15 protein-coding genes, 1 pseudogene and 2 riboswitches are annotated in these 17,726 nt (G+C 65.1%); of the genes and pseudogenes, 8 read left to right on the top strand and 8 right to left on the bottom strand.

The window, feature by feature from the left end; all coding sequences use genetic code 11:
• Positions 1 to 17 precede the first annotated feature (17 nt).
• Positions 18 to 1,424: an NAD(P)/FAD-dependent oxidoreductase gene (locus AC5RVS_RS12095; RefSeq protein ID WP_494108308.1), complete on the bottom strand. Its 1,407-nt coding sequence runs from the start codon at positions 1,422 to 1,424 to the stop codon at positions 18 to 20.
• 233 nt (positions 1,425 to 1,657) lie between these two features.
• Positions 1,658 to 3,073, bottom strand: a complete 1,416-nt coding sequence (locus AC5RVS_RS12090; protein ID WP_494108307.1) for a PucR family transcriptional regulator — start codon at positions 3,071 to 3,073, stop codon at positions 1,658 to 1,660.
• A 323-nt stretch (positions 3,074 to 3,396) separates the two neighbouring features.
• On the opposite strand from AC5RVS_RS12090, the gene AC5RVS_RS12085 reads away from it, so the two are divergent.
• From AC5RVS_RS12085 to AC5RVS_RS12075, 3 genes are all read left to right on the top strand, one after another.
• Positions 3,397 to 4,950, top strand: coding sequence for an aldehyde dehydrogenase family protein (locus AC5RVS_RS12085; protein ID WP_494108306.1), 1,554 nt, complete (start codon positions 3,397 to 3,399; stop codon positions 4,948 to 4,950).
• A 74-nt stretch (positions 4,951 to 5,024) separates the two neighbouring features.
• A complete protein-coding gene (locus AC5RVS_RS12080) occupies positions 5,025 to 5,399 on the top strand; it encodes a cytosine permease (protein ID WP_494108305.1) in 375 nt (124 codons plus the stop codon).
• The gene (locus tag AC5RVS_RS12075) at positions 5,357 to 6,481 is read left to right on the top strand and encodes a purine-cytosine permease family protein (RefSeq protein ID WP_494108399.1); all 1,125 of its coding nucleotides are present in this window, start codon (positions 5,357 to 5,359) and stop codon (positions 6,479 to 6,481) included. The genes AC5RVS_RS12080 and AC5RVS_RS12075 overlap by 43 nt, the downstream gene beginning before the upstream one ends.
• Positions 6,482 to 6,720: 239 nt before the next feature.
• Here the strand turns inward: AC5RVS_RS12075 and AC5RVS_RS12070 are convergent, their stop codons facing one another.
• A complete protein-coding gene (locus AC5RVS_RS12070; RefSeq protein ID WP_493987668.1) occupies positions 6,721 to 7,149 on the bottom strand; it encodes a very short patch repair endonuclease in 429 nt (142 codons plus the stop codon).
• Positions 7,150 to 7,298: 149 nt separating this feature from the next.
• On the opposite strand from AC5RVS_RS12070, the gene AC5RVS_RS12065 reads away from it, so the two are divergent.
• A complete protein-coding gene (locus AC5RVS_RS12065; RefSeq protein WP_494108304.1) occupies positions 7,299 to 8,243 on the top strand; it encodes an aldo/keto reductase in 945 nt (314 codons plus the stop codon).
• Positions 8,244 to 8,322: 79 nt separating this feature from the next.
• Here AC5RVS_RS12065 and AC5RVS_RS12060 read toward each other — a convergent pair whose 3' ends face one another.
• The 3 genes and pseudogenes from AC5RVS_RS12060 to AC5RVS_RS12050 form a co-directional block, all read right to left on the bottom strand.
• Positions 8,323 to 9,273 carry a M23 family metallopeptidase gene (locus tag AC5RVS_RS12060; protein ID WP_494108303.1) on the bottom strand — a complete coding sequence of 317 codons (951 nt, stop codon included), beginning with the start codon at positions 9,271 to 9,273 and terminating at the stop codon, positions 8,323 to 8,325.
• Positions 9,274 to 9,275: 2 nt separating this feature from the next.
• Positions 9,276 to 9,447: riboswitch (cyclic di-AMP (ydaO/yuaA leader) on the bottom strand.
• 608 nt (positions 9,448 to 10,055) lie between these two features.
• Positions 10,056 to 10,457: a GlcG/HbpS family heme-binding protein gene (locus tag AC5RVS_RS12055; protein WP_493987671.1), complete on the bottom strand. Its 402-nt coding sequence runs from the start codon at positions 10,455 to 10,457 to the stop codon at positions 10,056 to 10,058.
• Positions 10,458 to 10,491: 34 nt separating this feature from the next.
• A pseudogene (locus AC5RVS_RS12050) lies at positions 10,492 to 10,794 on the bottom strand (formaldehyde dehydrogenase, glutathione-independent); the annotation flags it as partial.
• A gap of 209 nt (positions 10,795 to 11,003) precedes the next feature.
• Between AC5RVS_RS12050 and AC5RVS_RS12045 the strand changes: the two are divergent.
• The gene (locus AC5RVS_RS12045) at positions 11,004 to 11,153 is read left to right on the top strand and encodes a hypothetical protein (protein WP_494108302.1); all 150 of its coding nucleotides are present in this window, start codon (positions 11,004 to 11,006) and stop codon (positions 11,151 to 11,153) included.
• Between the two features lie 63 nt (positions 11,154 to 11,216).
• Positions 11,217 to 11,840, top strand: a complete 624-nt coding sequence (locus AC5RVS_RS12040; protein WP_494108301.1) for an FMN reductase — start codon at positions 11,217 to 11,219, stop codon at positions 11,838 to 11,840.
• A gap of 254 nt (positions 11,841 to 12,094) precedes the next feature.
• On the opposite strand, the gene AC5RVS_RS12035 is transcribed toward AC5RVS_RS12040, so the two are convergent.
• Positions 12,095 to 12,724: a superoxide dismutase gene (locus AC5RVS_RS12035; protein ID WP_493979557.1), complete on the bottom strand. Its 630-nt coding sequence runs from the start codon at positions 12,722 to 12,724 to the stop codon at positions 12,095 to 12,097.
• A 136-nt stretch (positions 12,725 to 12,860) separates the two neighbouring features.
• The gene (locus AC5RVS_RS12030) at positions 12,861 to 16,463 is read right to left on the bottom strand and encodes a TM0106 family RecB-like putative nuclease (RefSeq protein ID WP_494108300.1); all 3,603 of its coding nucleotides are present in this window, start codon (positions 16,461 to 16,463) and stop codon (positions 12,861 to 12,863) included.
• 220 nt (positions 16,464 to 16,683) lie between these two features.
• A riboswitch (SAM riboswitch) is annotated at positions 16,684 to 16,806 on the top strand.
• A 29-nt stretch (positions 16,807 to 16,835) separates the two neighbouring features.
• Between AC5RVS_RS12030 and AC5RVS_RS12025 the strand changes: the two genes are divergently transcribed.
• Positions 16,836 to 16,985, top strand: coding sequence for a hypothetical protein (locus AC5RVS_RS12025; RefSeq protein WP_493987675.1), 150 nt, complete (start codon positions 16,836 to 16,838; stop codon positions 16,983 to 16,985).
• Entirely contained in the window at positions 16,982 to 17,608 is a 627-nt protein-coding gene (locus AC5RVS_RS12020) for a PIN domain-containing protein (protein ID WP_494108299.1), read from the top strand. Before AC5RVS_RS12025 ends, AC5RVS_RS12020 begins: the two co-directional genes overlap by 4 nt.
• Positions 17,609 to 17,726: the final 118 nt, after the last annotated feature.

The following is a 17,726-nucleotide window of genomic DNA, read 5'->3' as shown; positions in this document are numbered from 1 at the left end:
GGGGGAAGTGGACGATTTTAGCGGCCACTGACGAGGTTCGCGGTACGTGCGAGCCAGTGGGTGGTGGGAGCGTCAGTGGCGTATTCACGACGGTCCGCATGCCTGTAGGCCGCGTAGAGCGCCGTCGCGCCGATCCAACGGATCGGTTCGACCTCCCAGTTGCGAGCTTGCCGGCCCACCCAGGGAAGCCTGGTCAGTTTCGTGTCTTCGCCGAGGATGAGGTCGCGGAGTGTCCTCGCTGCGAGGTTAGTGCCGCTGAGACCATGCCCCACGTACCCTCCGGCGGAGAGGATGCCTGTAGCGCGGTCGAAGTTCACGGAAGCGCACCAGTCCCGGGGCGCGCCCAAGACGCCAGACCATGACTGCTCGAGGCGGACGTTCGCCAGCGCGGGGAAAAGCTCCATGAGCCTGTGCCTCAGCTGGGCTACCGCCGCATCGGCTGTTCGCCCGTTTCGGTCGAAGCTCGATTGGAAGTTGTACGGTACGCCCCGGCCACCGATGGCGATACGCCCGTCTTGGGTCCGGTGCATGTAGGTGAAGCTATGGGCGACGTCACCAACGAGTTCTCCGCCAGCCCAGTTAATCGCTTCAAGCTGTTGCGCGTCGAGCGGCTCCGTGACGACCATGCTGCTGTTCATCGGCAACAGTTTCCGCGCCTTGCCCTTCAGCGACAGGGTGTAACCCTCCAGCGCCTCGACAATGAACTTTGCGTTCACCACTCCGCAGTTTGTCTGTACACGGTGCGCCCCAGTGCTGAGAGCCGTCGTCGACTCGTAGATCCGGACTCCCAGCGATTCGACGACATTGGCGAGTCCACGGGTGTACTTAGCAGGATGGACGCGCGCACAATGAGGCGTCCAGTACCCGCCTCGCGCGCCGGACACCCCGACTCGCCCATCAAGTTCGTTGGGGCCGAGTTCGAAGACGTCCTCGTTACCCCACCCCTGCGTTCTCATCTCGTCGATGTGGTGGCGTGCCCGGGACAGCTGGGCGGCGTTAGTTGCGACATGGATCAGCCCGTCGTGCACCAGGTCAGCGGAAAATCCCTCGTCTTGGGCGACCTTGACCGATTCCCGCACCGCACCAAACATCTCTTGTTGCAAGCTATGAGCGGCCTCAACGCCGCCTGATTTCGCATAGCGCCTAAATTGCCCGGCAGGCTCAGCGCTCATCCAGCCACCGTTGCGTCCGGAAGCTCCGAAACCGACGAATTCCCGTTCGAGGATGGCGATTTCCAGCTCCGGTTGTGCTTTCTTGAGGTAGTAGGCGGTCCAGAGGCCGGTGAGGCCTCCACCGATGACCGCCACGTCGACCGCCGTATCCCCGTCGAGTGAGGGCCGTCTCTCCGGGAGGCCGATGCTCCGCATCCAGAATGAGACCTCTCCGTTGACAAAACCTGGATTGTAGTCGGCCTGCAGCACCATATCTGGCCCATCTCCTCGCTGTAACGGTGGTATTTCAGCCGAGCCTAGTCCCGCTCCGTGGCCAGCCGGATCCGTTTATTGTATGAATGCGCGCGCGAAACTATTCCCACGTCCAACACAAGACGACCTGAAACCCGCGCCTCAGCGGTGCACCCGGAATAAAACGGTCTGCTCCGTGACCGGGATCCCCGCACATATCGGGCGTCCAACCACTGCGCAGGACGACACAACCACTAGCGGTCCCTGGTTGCCTCCCACGCCTGGTAAGCAATCCAAAACGCGGATAGGTCAGCCGAACGGGTCACACTCAGTCCGGATTCTTGCTCGATGCGGTTAAGTCGGTAGGCGAGGGTTTGCCGATGAATATCAAGTTCATCGGCGGTTTTCTGCCAATGCCGGTCGTTCCGCAGATAAGCAAAAAGCGTGTCTCTGAGCTTGGTGGCAGTGGCAGATGATTCGGCAAGTGAGCCCAGTACACCGGCGATAATCTCATCCGCTTCGCGGCGCGACCTGGAGAGAACTGCGATAGTAGTCCCTTCGAATTCGATCCACAGCCGGTCGCTGTACTGAGCGGCGGCAAGCACTCGAATCGCTTCGTCTGCAAACGTCCTGACGTCCCGATGATCCGTAAAAGTCGAAGACACACCGAAGCGAACGTGCGTCGGCTCCACAAATCGCTGAAAGTCCTCGACGTTCTCATAGGGAATGAGGGCAAGGTGATCCGTTGGCCCGGCCCCCACAAGAACTGGTAGTTGCCGCAGTGCTACTCCCCGAGCGATGCGCTCTCCTTCTCCGGAGGAAAAGGCTGCCACTTGAAATCCGCTTAGTGCTTGGTGCTCGCCCAAAAAAGCCTCAACCTCGGAAGTGAACGCACCAGTCAGTAACTGACCCAAGGCGCGCGAAGATGCTTCAGCACGATGGTTAACTGCGGTGAGGACCCGATCAACGCTGATTTCGAGGACCTTCATGAGATGTACCAGGATGAAACTCTCCAGCGCCTCTCGTGGATACTCGAATATCAGGAGTTCGGCCGCGTGGGTGCCACGCAGCGGATACTTCCGCTGCGACCGGTCCACTTCCATATTTTGTGCCACGTCCGCTTCAAGAACGGTCATCCCGGTGAGGCCATCGTTGACGCGGAGGCCGATGCGCAGGAAGGATGCCAGGTCTTGTACTAACTTGCTTGCATCATCATCAGCCGTCGCGGCGATCTGGTAGAGCTTGCTGAGCTTGAGTACCTGCAGAATCTGTGATGAGGAAGTCGCAGCTGCGACATGGCGCGCAACGACAGCGTAGGGCGTTTGCGCGGCGGCAAGCAGGACGGGAAATTTCCTCTGATTTGCTTCCTCAAGCATCGCTTCTGACACGACTGGTGCAGTCTCATGGTCACCGATCATGAGGCCGGCGAGGCCAGCATCGTCGAGTCGCCCGATGAAGTCGACCTGATTGCCCGGGTCGACGGGAATGCAGAGGCCGACGGTCATGAGAAGTTCGTGCGGACCGAGCCATTGCTCCGGAGCCTGCATTTCGCAACTGTGCGCCCAAAGCACTTCCCGGTCCAAGCCTGTTTCACCCGCCAGGACATTGATCCCCAGGCTGGTGGTCGATACCAGGTCTTGAACTTTCAGGACGGTCTCTGTCGCAGCCATAGCACTGGATCCTAATACAGCCACAGGATCTGTTTTAGATCATTGGACGAAAAGCCTTCACGCGCGCCCTGCGCTCAAAGCCGGTCTAGCCGGCGCTGGTGGACTATCCATGAAACGAGGCCGCAGGTCTCAGGGCCGCTCGTCTCGATGCCCGACTGCTTCATCCACCGGCACGCGTTGGCGAGAACCGTGTGCTCCACCTCCGGAACTAGCCTCCCGAACAGCCGGAAGCATGATTTTGGCTTGAAGTACAGTTGAGTGGCCGCACCTCCCTCGAGTTGCATGAGTTAGGACACATGCAGTGCAACTCAAGGAGACGACACATGACGTCCGCTAATCCGGTCATCGCGCCCCAGAGGACTCCCTCTGCTGAAGCAACTCAGACTCTTCACCGCGTTTCTGACCAGATCTTCGGGGCCCAAGGTCTGCTCCCGGCTCAAGGTGGGCGCCGCGAGCGGGTTCTCGATCCTGCGACGGCACGTCAGATCGGCAGCTTCACAGACCCGACGGAGGAACAGGTCGAGTCAGTTGTCGTTGCTGCCAATGCGGCCCAGAGGAGCTGGAACGCGCGCACGGCGCTCGTCCGCGCTGAGATGCTGCATGAGACGGCCGCAAGGATCCGCGAGCGCTCCGAACTCGTCGCCGAGGTTATGACCGTTGAGACGGGCAAACCGTTCAAGGAGTCCCTTGATGAGATGGGTTGGGGTGCGTCGGCGCTCAGCTATTACGCCGAGATAGGCCGCAATTCGATCGGTTCGATCCATGGCAGCACCGTTGACGGGCAGTCACATTTCACCGTCAAGGAGGCTATGGGAACGGCCGTCATCATTCTTCCCGCGAACTTCCCTGTCCTGCTGATGATGTGGTCTGCGGCCGCTGCCCTTGCGGCAGGGAACGCAGTCATCATCAAGCCTTCGGAGAACGCGTCTCTGACCACGCTGACGTTCATGGAGGTCTTCGAAAATCTCGATCCGGGGCTCGTGCAATGTGTGCCTGGTGGACCGGCCGCCGCGCAACAGTTGGTGGCGCACCCTGAAACGCACATGGTCGCGTTTACCGGGAGTGTCGCAACCGGCCGGACCGTGGCGAAGACCTGCGCTGACAAATTCAAGCCTTTTTTGATCGAAGCTTCCGGTAGCGACTCCTTTATCGTCATGCCATCGGCACCAGTTGACGTGGCTGCTCGTGCAGCCGCTTTCGCAGCGTTCATTAACTGCGGTCAGGTCTGCACCTCGGCGGAGAAGATCCTTGTGCACCAGGAAGTCTATGACGAGTTTATGGAGGCGTTCGTCCGCAACGTCAAGGAGCTTCGGGTAGGCCATGGCCTCGATCATGTCGATATCGGCCCCATGGAGAACGCTCGGGAGCGGGACCGAGTCGAGCGTCTGCTGGCGAGAGCCATCGAGCAGGGAGCTCACTTAGTCACGGGCGGCGCTCGGCCGCAGATGGATCCTGCCCTCGCGGGCGGCTTCTTCTTCACCCCCACAATCATCGAGAACTGCAGCTCCGACATGGACCTGTATGGGCAGGAAGTGTTCGGCCCAATCGCGCCCGTCTATAAGGTCTCGAGCTTCGACGAGGCGCTCAACCTGACTAATGCTTCACCTTTTGGTTTAGGAGCGACGCTCTACTCAACCGACATCGCGGAAATTCATCGCGCACAACGGGAGCTCGTAACCGGCATGGTCTGGGTTAATGCCCCGCTACTAGACAACGACGCCGGCCCCTTCGGAGGGCGGAAGCTCTCGGGTATCGGTCGGCAACTCGGCGCCGAAGGCTTGGACACCTTCCGACACGCCAAGCTCGTCATGGTTGATCCGAACTCTTCCGAACAGGACTTCTGGTGGTTCCCATACCCCGATGCCCGAGCGAGTTGAACACGCAGCCAATTGGATCGGTAGCAGGTCCGACGGGCCCGACCCGTCAACAAAACAACAAAGGAGTTGCAGAAATGATCGATACTACTTCCAATAGGCAGCCAAGCGTCCTCTCCCGGGTCGAGACGAGGTCGATCGACTACGTCCCGCTGGGCGAACGACGGGGGCGGCTGTCCGACCAAGCGACAATCTGGTTTGCGGGCAGCGCCCAACTGCTGTCCCTGGCCACGGGCGCCATCGGCATCGCACTTGGCTTGAATCTGGGATGGACGCTCATTGCCCTGGCTATCGGTACGTTCCTGGGCACCATCCCGGTATCGGCCCACGCGACACAGGGCCCTCATCTCGGGTTGCCGCAGATGATCCAGTCCCGCCCGCAGTTCGGGCGCTATGGAGCGCTACTCATCTGGGTAATGGCGATCATCGTCTACTGGGGTACATCGTACTAGGTGGCAACCTGCTCGGCGCCACCGCCGCTCAGCTCGCCGGCGGCGTTCCGCAGTTCTGGGCCGTTATCGTGTGCCTCGCCGCGATTCTTTTGGCCGTCTTCGGCTACCACTGGCTTCATACAGCCCAGCGGGTCATCACGTGGTTCCTGGTCGCGGTCATCCTTGTCTACGTCATCGGGCTGGCAGCGAGCGGGAGTATCCCGGCTGAGCTGTTCGACCTTTCCCAGTCCTTCACCGTCGGGCCCTTCCTGGTCGTGGTTTCCGCCGCCACCGGGTACCAGCTGACCTGGGCGTTCTTTGTCTCCGACTACTCGCGCTACATGCCGGCGTCGACGAGCAAACCGGCCATCATCGCGGTCACGTCGACGGGACTCTTCTTTGGTCTGTTCGCCTTCATGAGCGTCGGAGCGGTGTGCGCAGCCCTCCTTCCCGCGGAGGGAATCGTCAGCGGCCTCGTGATCACCGGCGGATACGTGTTCCCCGGGCTCGGCGAGCTCATGCTCATCAGCGGAGGGCTCGGCCTTCTCGGGCTGATGGCCATGTGTGCTTACGGCGGCTCGCTCACGCTCATCACGGCTCTGGATAGCATTCGCCGGATCCGTCTGACGCGCAAGCTGCGGGTGGTCACGATCCTCGTCATCGGTGTGACCGGCACGTTCGCCGCCATCCTGATTCCGGAGGACTTCCTCAACACCAGTTTCGCGACGGTCCTGATGGTAGTCGGGTACCTGATGGCCCCGTGGACTTCGGTAAACCTGACGGATTTCTTCGTAGTAAGGCGCGGGTTCTACTCTGTGACCGAAATGTTCAAGCAGGACGGCGTGTATGGACTGTGGAACTGGCGGGGGATCAGCGCGTACCTCGTGACCTTGCTAATCATGGTGCCTTTCATGAACGTCGGCTTTTACCAGGGGCCAGTGGCTGAGGCCCTTGGCGGCGTCGATATCGCCTTCTTCGTTGGCATTCCGGTCGGCTGCCTGATCTACTGGCTTCTCTGCCGAAGCCAGGACTTCGAAAAAGAGCGCGCAGTGGTTTCCAGGTCAGACCACGACCTGGAGTCGCTCGGGCGCCCCGTCGAATAGGGGACTCGGCACTCAACTACACACGGGGCCGAATAGTCCGGAACCAGGCTGAATCTGTGTCCTCGACTCCAAGTCTCGGGTCGGACGGGCATCCGCGTCCACGCCGAGGTGGGAATATTGGCCCGCGCCTGAGAAGTTCGGACACGGCCGACGGATCCTGTCCGTGATCGGGGTCGTCGGCCGTCGCGGTGCCGAGCCGGCGACTGCCCGATTCCTCGGCTAGTCATCAGCGGGCCGGCTCAGGCCAGGAAAGCGACCAGCTTGTCCTCGAGCGCAGCCAGATCGCCGGTCTTCTTGAACTCGCACTCCCAGACCGTGAGGACCTGCCAGCCCGCCGCCTGCAGCGCCGACCGCTGGGCTTCGTCGCGGGCAGCCGTCCGCGACCGTTTGGCTTCCCAGAACCCGGCGTTGGACTTCGGCGCATGCCGGCCGACCTTGCAGTCATGGGCATGCCAGAAGCAGCCGTTGACGAAGATTACTTTCCGCCGTCCGGCGAAGACCAGATCCGGTTTGCCCGGCAGCTTAGCGCCGCCCGAGCTGCCATGCAGGCGGTAGCGGTATCCCTTGGCATGCAGCAGTTTGCGGACCACCAGTTCGGGTTTGGTGTTTTTGCCGCGGATCTTGGCCATGTTGGCGCTGCGCTGCTGCGGGGTCAGCGAGTCGGCCATACCTAAAGTTTAGGGGAACGGACGTGCTGCCCGGCGGGCCGCCGGCCGCCAGGCTACGCCGTTCCCGCGTCCTGGGAACGCGGCTGCCGCTGCTAGGTTAAACGTAAGCGGCATGCGAAGGCCGCCCCTTACCTTCGAAAGGACCTTCGATGCGCTTGATCGGCACTTCGGACATCAAGATCTTCCCGCTCGCTCTGGGCGGCAACACCTTCGGCTGGACCTCCGACGAGTCCGGTTCGCAGCAGGTGCTGGATGCCTTCACCGAGGCCGGCGGCAACTTCATCGACACTGCGGACAGCTACTCCGCATGGGTTTCGGGAAACCGTGGGGGCGAGTCCGAGGAGATCATCGGCCGCTGGATGGCGGACCGGAAAAACCGCGAATCGGTGGTCATAGCCACGAAGGTCGGCGGGCATCCGGAGCTCCAGGGACTGTCGGCGGTGAACGTGGCCTCTGCCGCCGAGGCTTCGCTGCAGCGGCTGGGCACCGATTACATCGACTTGTACTACGCCCATTACGACGACGAGGGCACCCCGTTGATTGAGGCGGCCGCCGCCTTCGACGCCCTGGTGCGGGAGGGCAAGGTCCGCCAGATCGGGTTGTCCAACCTGTCCCCGGAGCGGATCGCCGAGTGGATGAACATCGCACAGCAGAACGGCTTTGCGCTGCCGGTGGCGCTGCAGCCGCACTACAACCTGGTGGCCCGCAAAGACTACGAACAGGGCTATGCTCCGTTGGCCCGGGAACACAACCTCTCGGTGTTCCCGTATCTCTCGCTGGCAGCGGGTTTCCTGGCCGGCAAGTACCACTCGGCGGACGACGCCGACAGCAGCGAGCGCGGCGGCATGCTCCGTGATTACCTCACGGCCGAGGGCTTCGCGGTGGTGGACGCCTTGGAGACGGTCGCCCAGTCACGCGGCATTTCCCTCACGACGACGGCGCTCGCCTGGCTGCTGACCAAGCCCGGCATTACCGCCCCGCTGGCCAGCGCACGCACGCCCGAACAGCTGCCGGACCTGATGGCCGCCTTGGATGTGGAGCTGACCGCCGAGGAAGTTGCCGCCTTGGACCAGGCGTCGCGCCCCTTCGCCTGACCGGCGTTTAACGACGACGGCGACGCCCGTGGGCATCGCCGTCGTCGGTGGCGGAAGCTCCGCCGTGGTCAAGGGTGGGTTACAGCCAGCCGGCCGGATCCACGAGCTGACCGTCCTTGACAACCTCAAAGTGCAGGTGGCAGCCGGTGGAGTTGCCGGTGGTGCCCAGCTGGCCGATGGCCTGGCCCTGGGCGACCTTCTGGCCCAGCGAAACGCCGATCGACTGCAGGTGGTTGTAGGTGGTCTTCAGGCCGCTGCTGTGCTCAACGACAATGCGGTTTCCGCCGCCGCCCACCTGCCAGCCGGCCTCAACGACCTTGCCGCCGTCGGCCGCATGGACCGGGGTCCCGCAGGCCATCGCGTAGTCAATGCCGGTGTGCAACTCGCCGGCAGCCCCGGTGATCGGGTTCTGGCGGTAGCCGAAGCCGGAGGTCTGGTTCATGTTTGGGATCGGAGCGGCCAGCTTGCCGGTCGCAAAGCCGGCGGTCTTCGCCTTGGCTTCGGCGGCCTTCTTGGCCGCGGCTGCGGCCTTCGCCTTCTTCTCCGCCGCGGCCTTCTTGGCGGCAGCTTCCTTGGCCGCAGCTTCGGCCTTGGCCTTCTTCTCCGCCTCGGCCTTCTTGGCGGCCGCTGCCTTTTCGTCGGCCTTCTTCTTTTCGGCGGATGCGGCGGCAACCTGGGCTTCCTCCTGGGCAGCCTTGCTGGCTACCTTGGCCCGGTCAAACCTGAGTTCGGCCTCCTGGGCGGCCTGAATCTGCACGGGGCTTTGCTCCGAGGCTCGGTCGGAGCCCACACCGGCGGTGCCGCCGGCCTGGGCCACCGGTACCACTGCCGCGGCCAGGATGCCGGCGGCAACCGCAGCCAGGCCGGTCTTGCGGGCGAGGGAGTATGCCGCCGGGGATGCTTCCCCTTCGCGGCGGGCAGGGGCGCCCTCGTTGGAACGGGTGATCTTCGCCAGGGTAGAACGGTAGATCTTGGACAGGGACTTCGTGGGGGTGTCGGAACGGCGACGACCGCGCACAGGGTTTTTCACAGGGGTTTCCTCTCTTGCGTCTGCGAAGTTAGCTGTCGGATTCGAGCGAGAGTTCACTCGGTCCTGCCGGCAGTCGGATTTCAGCGTCGGACTGTGCCGGTGAGGACTTCACCCCAAGGTGCCCCCAAGCACCGTAAGTGGTTCCTCCGCCCCTGCCTTCGATGTAAAGCTCGAATACTTCTGGCCCGCTGGCAGGGTTCGACGGGCGGGACCAGGTGCCTACCTAGATAGATAAGAACAAATTCAAAATTACCGGAACGACACGCGGCGTTACAAATTCGTTATCCGTGTTCCTCATCACCAGAAGCGCGTCGGGGCAAGGTAATTCCTTCAACCAGGCAGGGCGCTCCCCGACCGTTACCGGAACCCCGGCCGGGAAGTGATCGGAGGCCTCGTGGCGTTCCCGGGCCGTTACCGGAATCCAGAGCCGGGGGCCGGGAAGTAACCGGAGACCTCATGGCGCTGCCGGGCCGTTACTGGAACCCTGCCGGGAAGTAACCGCGCCGCCGGGCAACCTCCAGTTAGCATTAGCCGCCCGGCGGGCACCAAGCCTTCACGACCCTGCTCCCTGGAAAATGACGCAGTGGATCACGGCAGTCCTTCACCGCGGGAGCGGTGAAGGACTGCCGTGATGAACGTAACAAGCAGGGCAGGCGGCCCGTTCCAGCCCCGCACCGGTTAGGCCCGCTGGCGCAGCAGGCCGCGCCCGGCGAGCAGGTGCCGATCCAGGCCGGCGACCCCGGTGCCGACGATCCAAGGCAGACCGGACCGAAAATCCCAAGCTAGAGCGCGGCCGCTCCGGCCTCCGCCACGGACTGGTCCTGCTCCCCGGAGCCGCCGCTGACGCCGATCGAACCGATCACCTGGCCGTCGCGGGAGAGCGGGATGCCGCCGGCGAAGATCATGATCCGGCCGTGGTTGCTGGCATGGATACCGTAGAACTGGCTGCCCGGTTGCGAGTTGTCGCCCAGGTCCTTGGTCTGGATGTCGAACGCCCGGGAGGTAAACGCCTTGTTGATCGAGATGTCGACGCTGCCCAGCCACGCCCCGTCCATCCGCACATGGGAGACCAGGTTTCCGCCGGCGTCGGCCACGGCGATGTTCATCGGCTGGCCGATGTCGGCGGCCTTGGCTTCCGCGGCGGCAATGACCCGGCGGGCGTCTTCCAGAGTGACGGTGTCCATGTTTGCTCCTAGATCCATGGCCCCGTTGCGGAGCCTAGTAGATGTAACCGTTGGGATTGAGCACGTATTTGGTGGCGGCACCGGCGTCGAACTCCGCATAGCCCTTGGGCGCGTCCTCCAATGGGATGGCCGTGGCGTTCACGGCCTTCGCGATCTGCACCTTGTCATGCAGGATTGCCATCATCAGGCCGCGGTGGCACTTCATCACCGGGCACTGTCCGGTGGTGAAGGAGAGCGACTTGGCCCAGCCGGTGCCCAGCGAGAGCGAGCCCTTCTGCGCGGCCTCATCGATCCCGCCCGGGTCACCCGTGACGTACAGCCCCGGGATGCCCAGCGCTTCCTTGTAAGCCACTGCTCCGTTGCTGCTCATGGGGATTCTCTCTGATCCGGAGTCAAGGGTGGTGGGTGCCACGGTAGCCCTCTTGGCCGGGGGCTGGCTAGGGTCGGGGCCTCTTGCCCCTGCCGCCCCGCACCTTTTGTGGCCCGGCGTGCGCTCAGCAAGTCGTCCGGGCAAAGGCTCGGCGGTGGAAACAGAATGCGGCCAGTGTGGATCTTCCATCGATGCACGACGCCGGCCGCGCCAAGCGTGGTGACCTCGCCGTCCGCCGTCGGCCTGTCCCGGCATACCTCGCCGTCCGCCGCCGGCATGTCCCGGAGTACCGCGCGCGGTCCGCCGTCGTCACGCCCTCGGAATAATCTTGGCGGTGCGTTCGTTTGCCTATGTAGATGCGATTGCATGAACAAACAAGGAGGGCCTCAGTGTCAGAGCGCAAGATCGTTGTTATATCCGCCGGACTAGGCGTACCGTCCTCCAGCCGGATGCTGGCCGACCAACTGGCTGCCTCTGCCGTGGACCAGTTCCGACTGAAGGGCATCGAGGCCGAGGTCCGAATCGTGGAACTGCGTGATTACGCTGTTGATATCGCCAACAACATGGTGACCGGCTACGCCGCGCCGAAGCTGGACAAAGTCCTCAAGGCAACGGTGGCAGCCGATGCGCTGATCGTGGTGACCCCGGTCTTCAGCGCCTCCTACAGCGGGCTGTTCAAGTCCTTCTTCGATGTGGTCGAGCCACGCGCGCTCGCCGGCAAACCGGTGCTGATGGGCGCCACCGGCGGCAGCGCCCGCCACTCGCTGGCGCTGGACTACGCCGTCCGTCCGCTGTTCAGCTACCTCAGGGCCCGCACGGTGCAGACCACAGTCTTTGCCGCACCGGAGGACTGGGGTGCCGGCGAGGCCGGAACCGGCGGGTTGTCCGAGCGCGCGGACCGGGCGGCCGCAGAACTGGTCGACCTGGTGGAGGGCGCTCCGGTGACCGAGCGCGGCCGTGGCGGCGTCGAATCCAAAAGCTTCGAGGAGATCCTCGCCAGCGTCGGTCACTGAATGAACGTCCACCGCTGAGCATGACGAAGGCCCGGTCGGGAGTGGCTTAGCGCTGCGCACCAGCGCAGCGCAACCACCCGGACCGGGCCTTTGCCGTGGCTAAAAGCGTTCGGGATCTTTGTCCCCGGGCATGGGCTGCCCCCGCGGTGCCTCGCCGAGGAATTCTTAACGACCAGGCACCGCCGTTGGGCCGGTTGTCCGGCGCAACGGCGGTGCCTGGGTCAAGTTCCGTGCCCGGGCACGGCTGGCCGGTGTTACTTGGCCGGGGTGATCAGCGCGGAGGCGCCGGCGCGGGCGGCGTCGAAGCGGGCGGCGACGTCGGCCCAGTTGACGATGTTCCAGAACGCCTTGACGTAGTCGGCCTTGACGTTGACGTAGTCAAGGTAGAAGGCGTGCTCCCACATGTCCAGCATGAGCAGCGGGATGGTGCCCACCGGAATGTTGCCCTGCTGGTCGTAGAGCTGCTCGATGACCAGGTTGCCGCCGAGGGGTTCGTAGGCCAGCACGGCCCAGCCCGAGCCCTGCAGGCTCAGCGCGGCAGCGCCGAAGTGGCCGCGGAACGCGTCGAACGAGCCGAAGTACTCATCGATGGCGGAGGCCAGCTCGCCGGTGGGCTTGTCGCCGCCTTCCGGGGAGAGGTTCTTCCAGAAGATCGAGTGGTTGGTGTGGCCGCCCAGGTGGAAGGCCAGGTCCTTGGACAGCTTCGGCACGTTGCCGAATTCGCCCTTGGAGCGGGCCTCGGCCAGCTGCTCCAGCGCGGTGTTCGCGCCGGCCACGTAGGTGGCGTGGTGCTTGGAGTGGTGCAGCTCCATGATCCTCGCCGAAATGTGCGGCTCCAGGGCCGCGTAATCGTAGTCGAGCTGGGGCAGTTCGTACTTGCTCATGTTCTTCCTCTCGTCGGAATTACTGTGCGGAAAACTACTCAGTGCACACTTCCGCCCGGCGCGGGCCGGGGTGGCCCGCGGGGCTGCCTCTTCACATTCAAACATGTCTGCGCCCGGCACTGTAGCCGGACCATCGCTAGGAGCTTAAGCGAGGCCCATCCGCGCAGCCGCAAAGCCCCGCGAAGGCCCCAAGCTCCTCCAGGCCGGCGGGCCGGGCGGGCAAATAGTCGGTCAGGGCGCGCGAGCGCACGATGACGGCCCGCCATTGTCCGCGCGAGACGGCGACGTTGTTGCGGTTCCGGTTCAGCACGAATTCCATGCCGCGCGGCGCCTCTGCCGCGGCGGACACGGCGGTGGACACGATCACGACCGGGGCTTCCTGGCCCTGGAACTTGTCGACCGTGCCCACCCGGACCTCCGCCAGCCCGGCGCGGTCCAGCACGGAACGGATCAGCTGGACCTGGGCGTTGTAGGGTGCCACCACGAGAATGTCCGATCCGCCCAGGGGGCGGGGGCGGGCCGTGCCGTCTTCGCGCCAGGGCAGGCCTATATGCCGGCGGACCTGGGCCAGTACTTCGGCGGCTTCTTCGGGCGACGACGTGGCGTTGCCGTGGTGGTCCACGTAAACACATTCCACCCCGGGCGGCGCGCCTTCCAGCTGCCGCAGGGCAGCGGCCGGCGCCGACTTGAGCCGCCCCTCGTAGGCCAGGACCGAGACGGCCCGGCATAGGTCCGGGTGCATGCGCCAACTCAGGGCGAGGAAATAGCCCAGCTCGGGCGGCAGCGTGGCATGGCCGTCAGAGAGCCATCCGAGTGCCGACTCGTCGACCGGTTCGGGATGCGTGCCCTGGGTCACCTGGGGCAGTTGCTGCGGATCACCCAACAGCAGCAGGCGCTTGGCGGCACGGGAAACCGCCAGTGTGTTCGCCAGCGAGAACTGGCCGGCTTCGTCGATGACCAACAGATCCAGCGACTTCGGCGGGACAGCAGAGCCTGTCATGGTCCATGCCGTGCCGCCGACCAGCGCGCCTCCCGGGGACGCGAGCAACCGGGCCACATCGTCAGTACTCCGGTTGGGCCACGGAAGGTCGTGGTCACCGTTGGGTTTCTTGGCCACGACCTCCGGCGGCACGCCGGCCTTTTCGATGGCGGCGCGCAGCATGTTGTCCACCACGGCATGTGACTGGCCCACGACGCCGACCTTCCACCCCCGGGCCACCAACCGGGCCACGGCGTGGGACCCGACGTACGTCTTGCCGGTACCCGGCGGCCCCTGGACCGCCAGGTACGAATCGTTGAGATCTGCGACGGCGGCAGTGATCGCGTCAACATAGCCGTCCGGATGGTCCTGGACCTCGGGCAGCCGTGGCAGGGTGGCCAGTCGCGGCGGCCGCCGGCGCAGCAGGTCCAGCGCCGGTTCGGACGGGAAGCCGGGCAGCGTGCCGGCGACCGCGGCGGCGAGGTCCGCGAGGGCCTGGCGGATGGAGGTGGTGCGCAGCGGCTGGTCCGGCGTGAGCGCCACCGGCGGCTCGGTGTACTCGGGGGCGCCGCGCGGCAGCCGCTCCTTCACCAGGAGCGTGTCCTTTTCGCCGTCCGCACCCAGTTCCAGCACTTCGGCGCCGAAGCAGAACGCACGGTGATTGACGCCGTCGTTCTGGTCGCAGAGAAACGCCGGGAAGGGCTGGTCGTAGAGCCGGCAGAGCAGGCTGCCTTCTTTGATGGTGGATCCCGGGGCCAGCCTGCCGGTGAGCCGCAGCACGCGGACCGGGTTGCTGCGCGACGTCGGCTTCTCCCACTCCGAAACCACGCGGGCCGAATCCACGGTGAAGACGTCGCGGGTATCCGCCCAGTCCTCGACCGGGGCATCGAGCCGGTCGAAATGCGCCCACCAGTACTGCTTGTCTTCCCGCCGGTGGTAGCCGACCGCGGCAGCGACCATGGCAACGGCCTGTTCGTCGGCGGACAGCGTTTGGTTTCGTCGGGCGGCGCTTTCGGCCGCCGCCGCGACGTAGTCCTGCAGCCGCCGTTCCTCTGGCGGCAACGGCTCCTCGTCAGCAGCCGACGTCCCACTCGCCGAGGACGCAGCAACCGCCGCGGGGGCGGCCATGCGTCCCGGCACAACGCCGCGCTCGGCCGCCAGCCGCAGGAGCCAGTTGCGCAGTTCCAGCGTGGAGAGGCAGTCGTATTCGTTGTAGTCGGCAATGCTTTTCAGGACCGTGTCTGCCTCGGCGTCGTTGCCGGCGTCCCTGGCCGCACAGTAGCGGGCGTACGCGACCACCGAGGCTCCGGCGTCTTTGACGTCGCCGGAGCGCAGGTTGTCCCCCATATACAAGGGCTCGAGCTTTTTGATGCTGTAGGAGTTTTCCGAGATCCGCAGGCTGTGCCGGACCGTGTCGTACAGGTCTACCAGGATGCCCTCGCGCAGCAGGTCATCCACGGTTTCCTCGCCCACCAGGTGCTGCAGCGACAGCCGGCGCAACGCGGCCTTCTCGTAGTTGGCGTAGTGGTAGATGTGCATCCCCGGATACCGGCGTCGCCGATCGGCGACATAATCCAGGAAGTCCGCCAGCGCCTGCCGTTCGCCGGAGCGGCTGTGCGCCCAGAAGGGTTTGAACGGCGCGGCCGCGCCGGCAGCCGGCGGATTCTCCACCACGCCGAAAAGGTACTCCAGCCCCCACACGCCGTCCTCGTCCTGCCAGAGCGGGTCGCCCTCGAAATCGAAGAAGATGTCGCCGGGGTTCGGGGCAGGCAGGCGGGCCAACGTGTGCTGTTTCAGCACGCGGTACGAAACCTCGTGTTCTACGCCGTCCTTCCGGTAAGTCACCCGGCCGTCCGGCTCGATGGAGCCGGTCTGCATCCGCGCCTGGTCGCGGAGCCGGGCCAGCGCGCCGTCGGGCGCTTCGCCCGCGGGAAGTTCCAGGGCGGCCAACTGGTCGATGGTGAAGATTCCGGCCGCGCGGAGCTTACGGCGGCGCAGCGTGCTCATATTCGCCACCAGCAGCAGGTCCCGGTGCAGCTGAACCTGTTCGGAACAGTAGTTGCAGCGGCCGCAGGCGCCGACCCTTTCGTCTCCCCAACGGACCGGTTCCGGCTGTTCGCGGTGCGTGGCGACCAGGTCCAGGAACCTGGCGCGGCGTTCGCGGAAGACCGGCAGCAGGTCGGTGAGGCTGTGGTCGCTGTGCCGCCGGTCGCCCAGCACCAGCGTCACGGTGGGAGCCGCCGCGATGCCGGCCTGGAGGAGTTGGTCGCCGTACGCGGCCAGCTGCAGCAGCGCGGTGACCTTGGCGTGGCGAGCGAGCTTCGTGTCATAGACGGCGTAGGCGGCAGCTCCGCCGTCGTCATGGGTCTTAACCAGGAAATCCGAACGCCCATGGAACCGGCCGTCGAAGAAGGAGGCCTGGAACACCACGTCTGCGCCGGAGCGCAGCGCCGCGATCGACTCGGCGTGCTTGGCCTGCAGGTCCTTCCGGGTGTAGCTACGGGTCTCGGCGATCTCCACCACGCCGGCGCCGAAGGTGTCACGGAAGTGCTGCAGTACCCGGTGTTCGTGCAGATCGCCCAACTCCGCCGTGCGCTCGAGCATCTCGTCGCGGCCAAAATCCGCCACGGGGGAGCGCCCCAGCTTCTCGTCCAGCTTGCGCAGCAGTTGGTACTCGCACTGCGCAGCGATGACGAGGTCGCTGGCTGTGTAGACCAGGTCGCGGTCAGCCCCGTCGACTTCGGAGTCGAGCAGAAACACGGTGCCTCCTTCAAGCAGGTGCGCAGGTGCCAACCCGGCCGGCGGCGGGTCCCCCCAACGATAACCCGCCGCCAGCCGGTGCCTGCCGGCACTTAAAGGTCTACCGTCCGGCACCGACATTTTCGCGAAAGGGCATCGCCGTCCGGCACTCGGTTCCTGTTACGCGATGTGACCGCGGTCTCCGGCGGCCCGGCGGCCGCTCTGGTTATACTTCCAAAAGCTTCAAGAACTGTGGCCGCCAAGCTCCGACTTGGCCACATACCAACCCCACGCTCGTTGGGTGGTTCGGATGACGAAGCGGCCCGCATCAGCCCTTGGCTACCGGTGCGGGCAAGAGCACGCGAAAGGACGCGGCGCCCGGCGCCGGCTGCCATGGACATCCCTCACTCCCCGCAACTCCAGGTCTTGAGCCTGGCCGACTATGAACAGGTCTCCGCAGCACGGGAGGCCTTCGTGGACTTCCTGCTGGATGCCGCGCGGCAAGCCCGCGGGCAGCAGAGCGACATCGCCGCGGCACAATGACCACGCGGACCGGGCCCACACCGAACACCCCCGCAAGCACGCGGACCGGGCCCACACCGAACACCCCCGCAAGCACGCCGATCGGGCCCACACCGAACACCCCCGGAAGCACGCCGATCGGGCCCACACCGAACAACCCCGGAAGCACACCGATCGGGCCCACACCGACGGCCCCTGCGCAGGCGCCTGCCGCGGCTTCCAAACCGCGGCGCGCCCGTGGGCTGCTGTTGGACACCGACGTCGTGGTCGAGCTCAGACGCGAAAGCCCGGACCCCGCCGTCGTCGACTTCCTGCAGCGGCGCCGCCGCTCCCGGGTCTACATCTCCGCGCTGACGCTGGGGGAGCTGCGCGCGCTGAGCACACAGGACGAGGCGCTGACCGGGCAGGCCGACGCGTGGCTGGTCGAGCTGACAGCGCGGTTCTCGGCATTTATCCTGCCGGTGGATCAGCAGGTGGCCGAGGCTTGGGCGCCGCTGGCCATCCAGGACGTGCCGGCCGTCGAGTCGCTGATCGCCGCAACGGCCTCCCGGCACTGCCTGACCGTGGTGTCCGGCAATGCCGAGGGGTACCGGCGGTTGGCGGTAGAAGCCTGCGACCCCTGGGCGCCGGCCCGGGACCGCTAAGTCGCGCGCCGCGGTGCAGGACGGTTCGCGGTGCGGGAAGACCCGTGTGATGGAAGGCCAGGCACAGGCGCCGTCGGGTTCGCCGTCGGGCATGCGGCAGCGCGCCGGGGAGCACACC

Source organism: Arthrobacter sp. Y3221048, assembly GCF_059092685.1.
Note: the sequence above shows the minus strand (reverse complement) of the source record. Positions and strands in the feature narration are given on the sequence as shown.

Coding starts and splice junctions, on each gene's coding strand:
- AC5RVS_RS12095 (WP_494108308.1), bottom strand. CDS start 1,424: ATGGTGCTGCAGGCCGACTACAATCCAGGTTTTGTCAACGGAGAGGTC.
- AC5RVS_RS12090 (WP_494108307.1), bottom strand. CDS start 3,073: ATGGCTGCGACAGAGACCGTCCTGAAAGTTCAAGACCTGGTATCGACC.
- AC5RVS_RS12085 (WP_494108306.1), top strand. CDS start 3,397: ATGACGTCCGCTAATCCGGTCATCGCGCCCCAGAGGACTCCCTCTGCT.
- AC5RVS_RS12080 (WP_494108305.1), top strand. CDS start 5,025: ATGATCGATACTACTTCCAATAGGCAGCCAAGCGTCCTCTCCCGGGTC.
- AC5RVS_RS12070 (WP_493987668.1), bottom strand. CDS start 7,149: ATGGCCGACTCGCTGACCCCGCAGCAGCGCAGCGCCAACATGGCCAAG.
- AC5RVS_RS12065 (WP_494108304.1), top strand. CDS start 7,299: ATGCGCTTGATCGGCACTTCGGACATCAAGATCTTCCCGCTCGCTCTG.
- AC5RVS_RS12055 (WP_493987671.1), bottom strand. CDS start 10,457: ATGGACACCGTCACTCTGGAAGACGCCCGCCGGGTCATTGCCGCCGCG.
- AC5RVS_RS12035 (WP_493979557.1), bottom strand. CDS start 12,724: ATGAGCAAGTACGAACTGCCCCAGCTCGACTACGATTACGCGGCCCTG.
- AC5RVS_RS12025 (WP_493987675.1), top strand. CDS start 16,836: ATGGACATCCCTCACTCCCCGCAACTCCAGGTCTTGAGCCTGGCCGAC.
- AC5RVS_RS12020 (WP_494108299.1), top strand. CDS start 16,982: ATGACCACGCGGACCGGGCCCACACCGAACACCCCCGCAAGCACGCGG.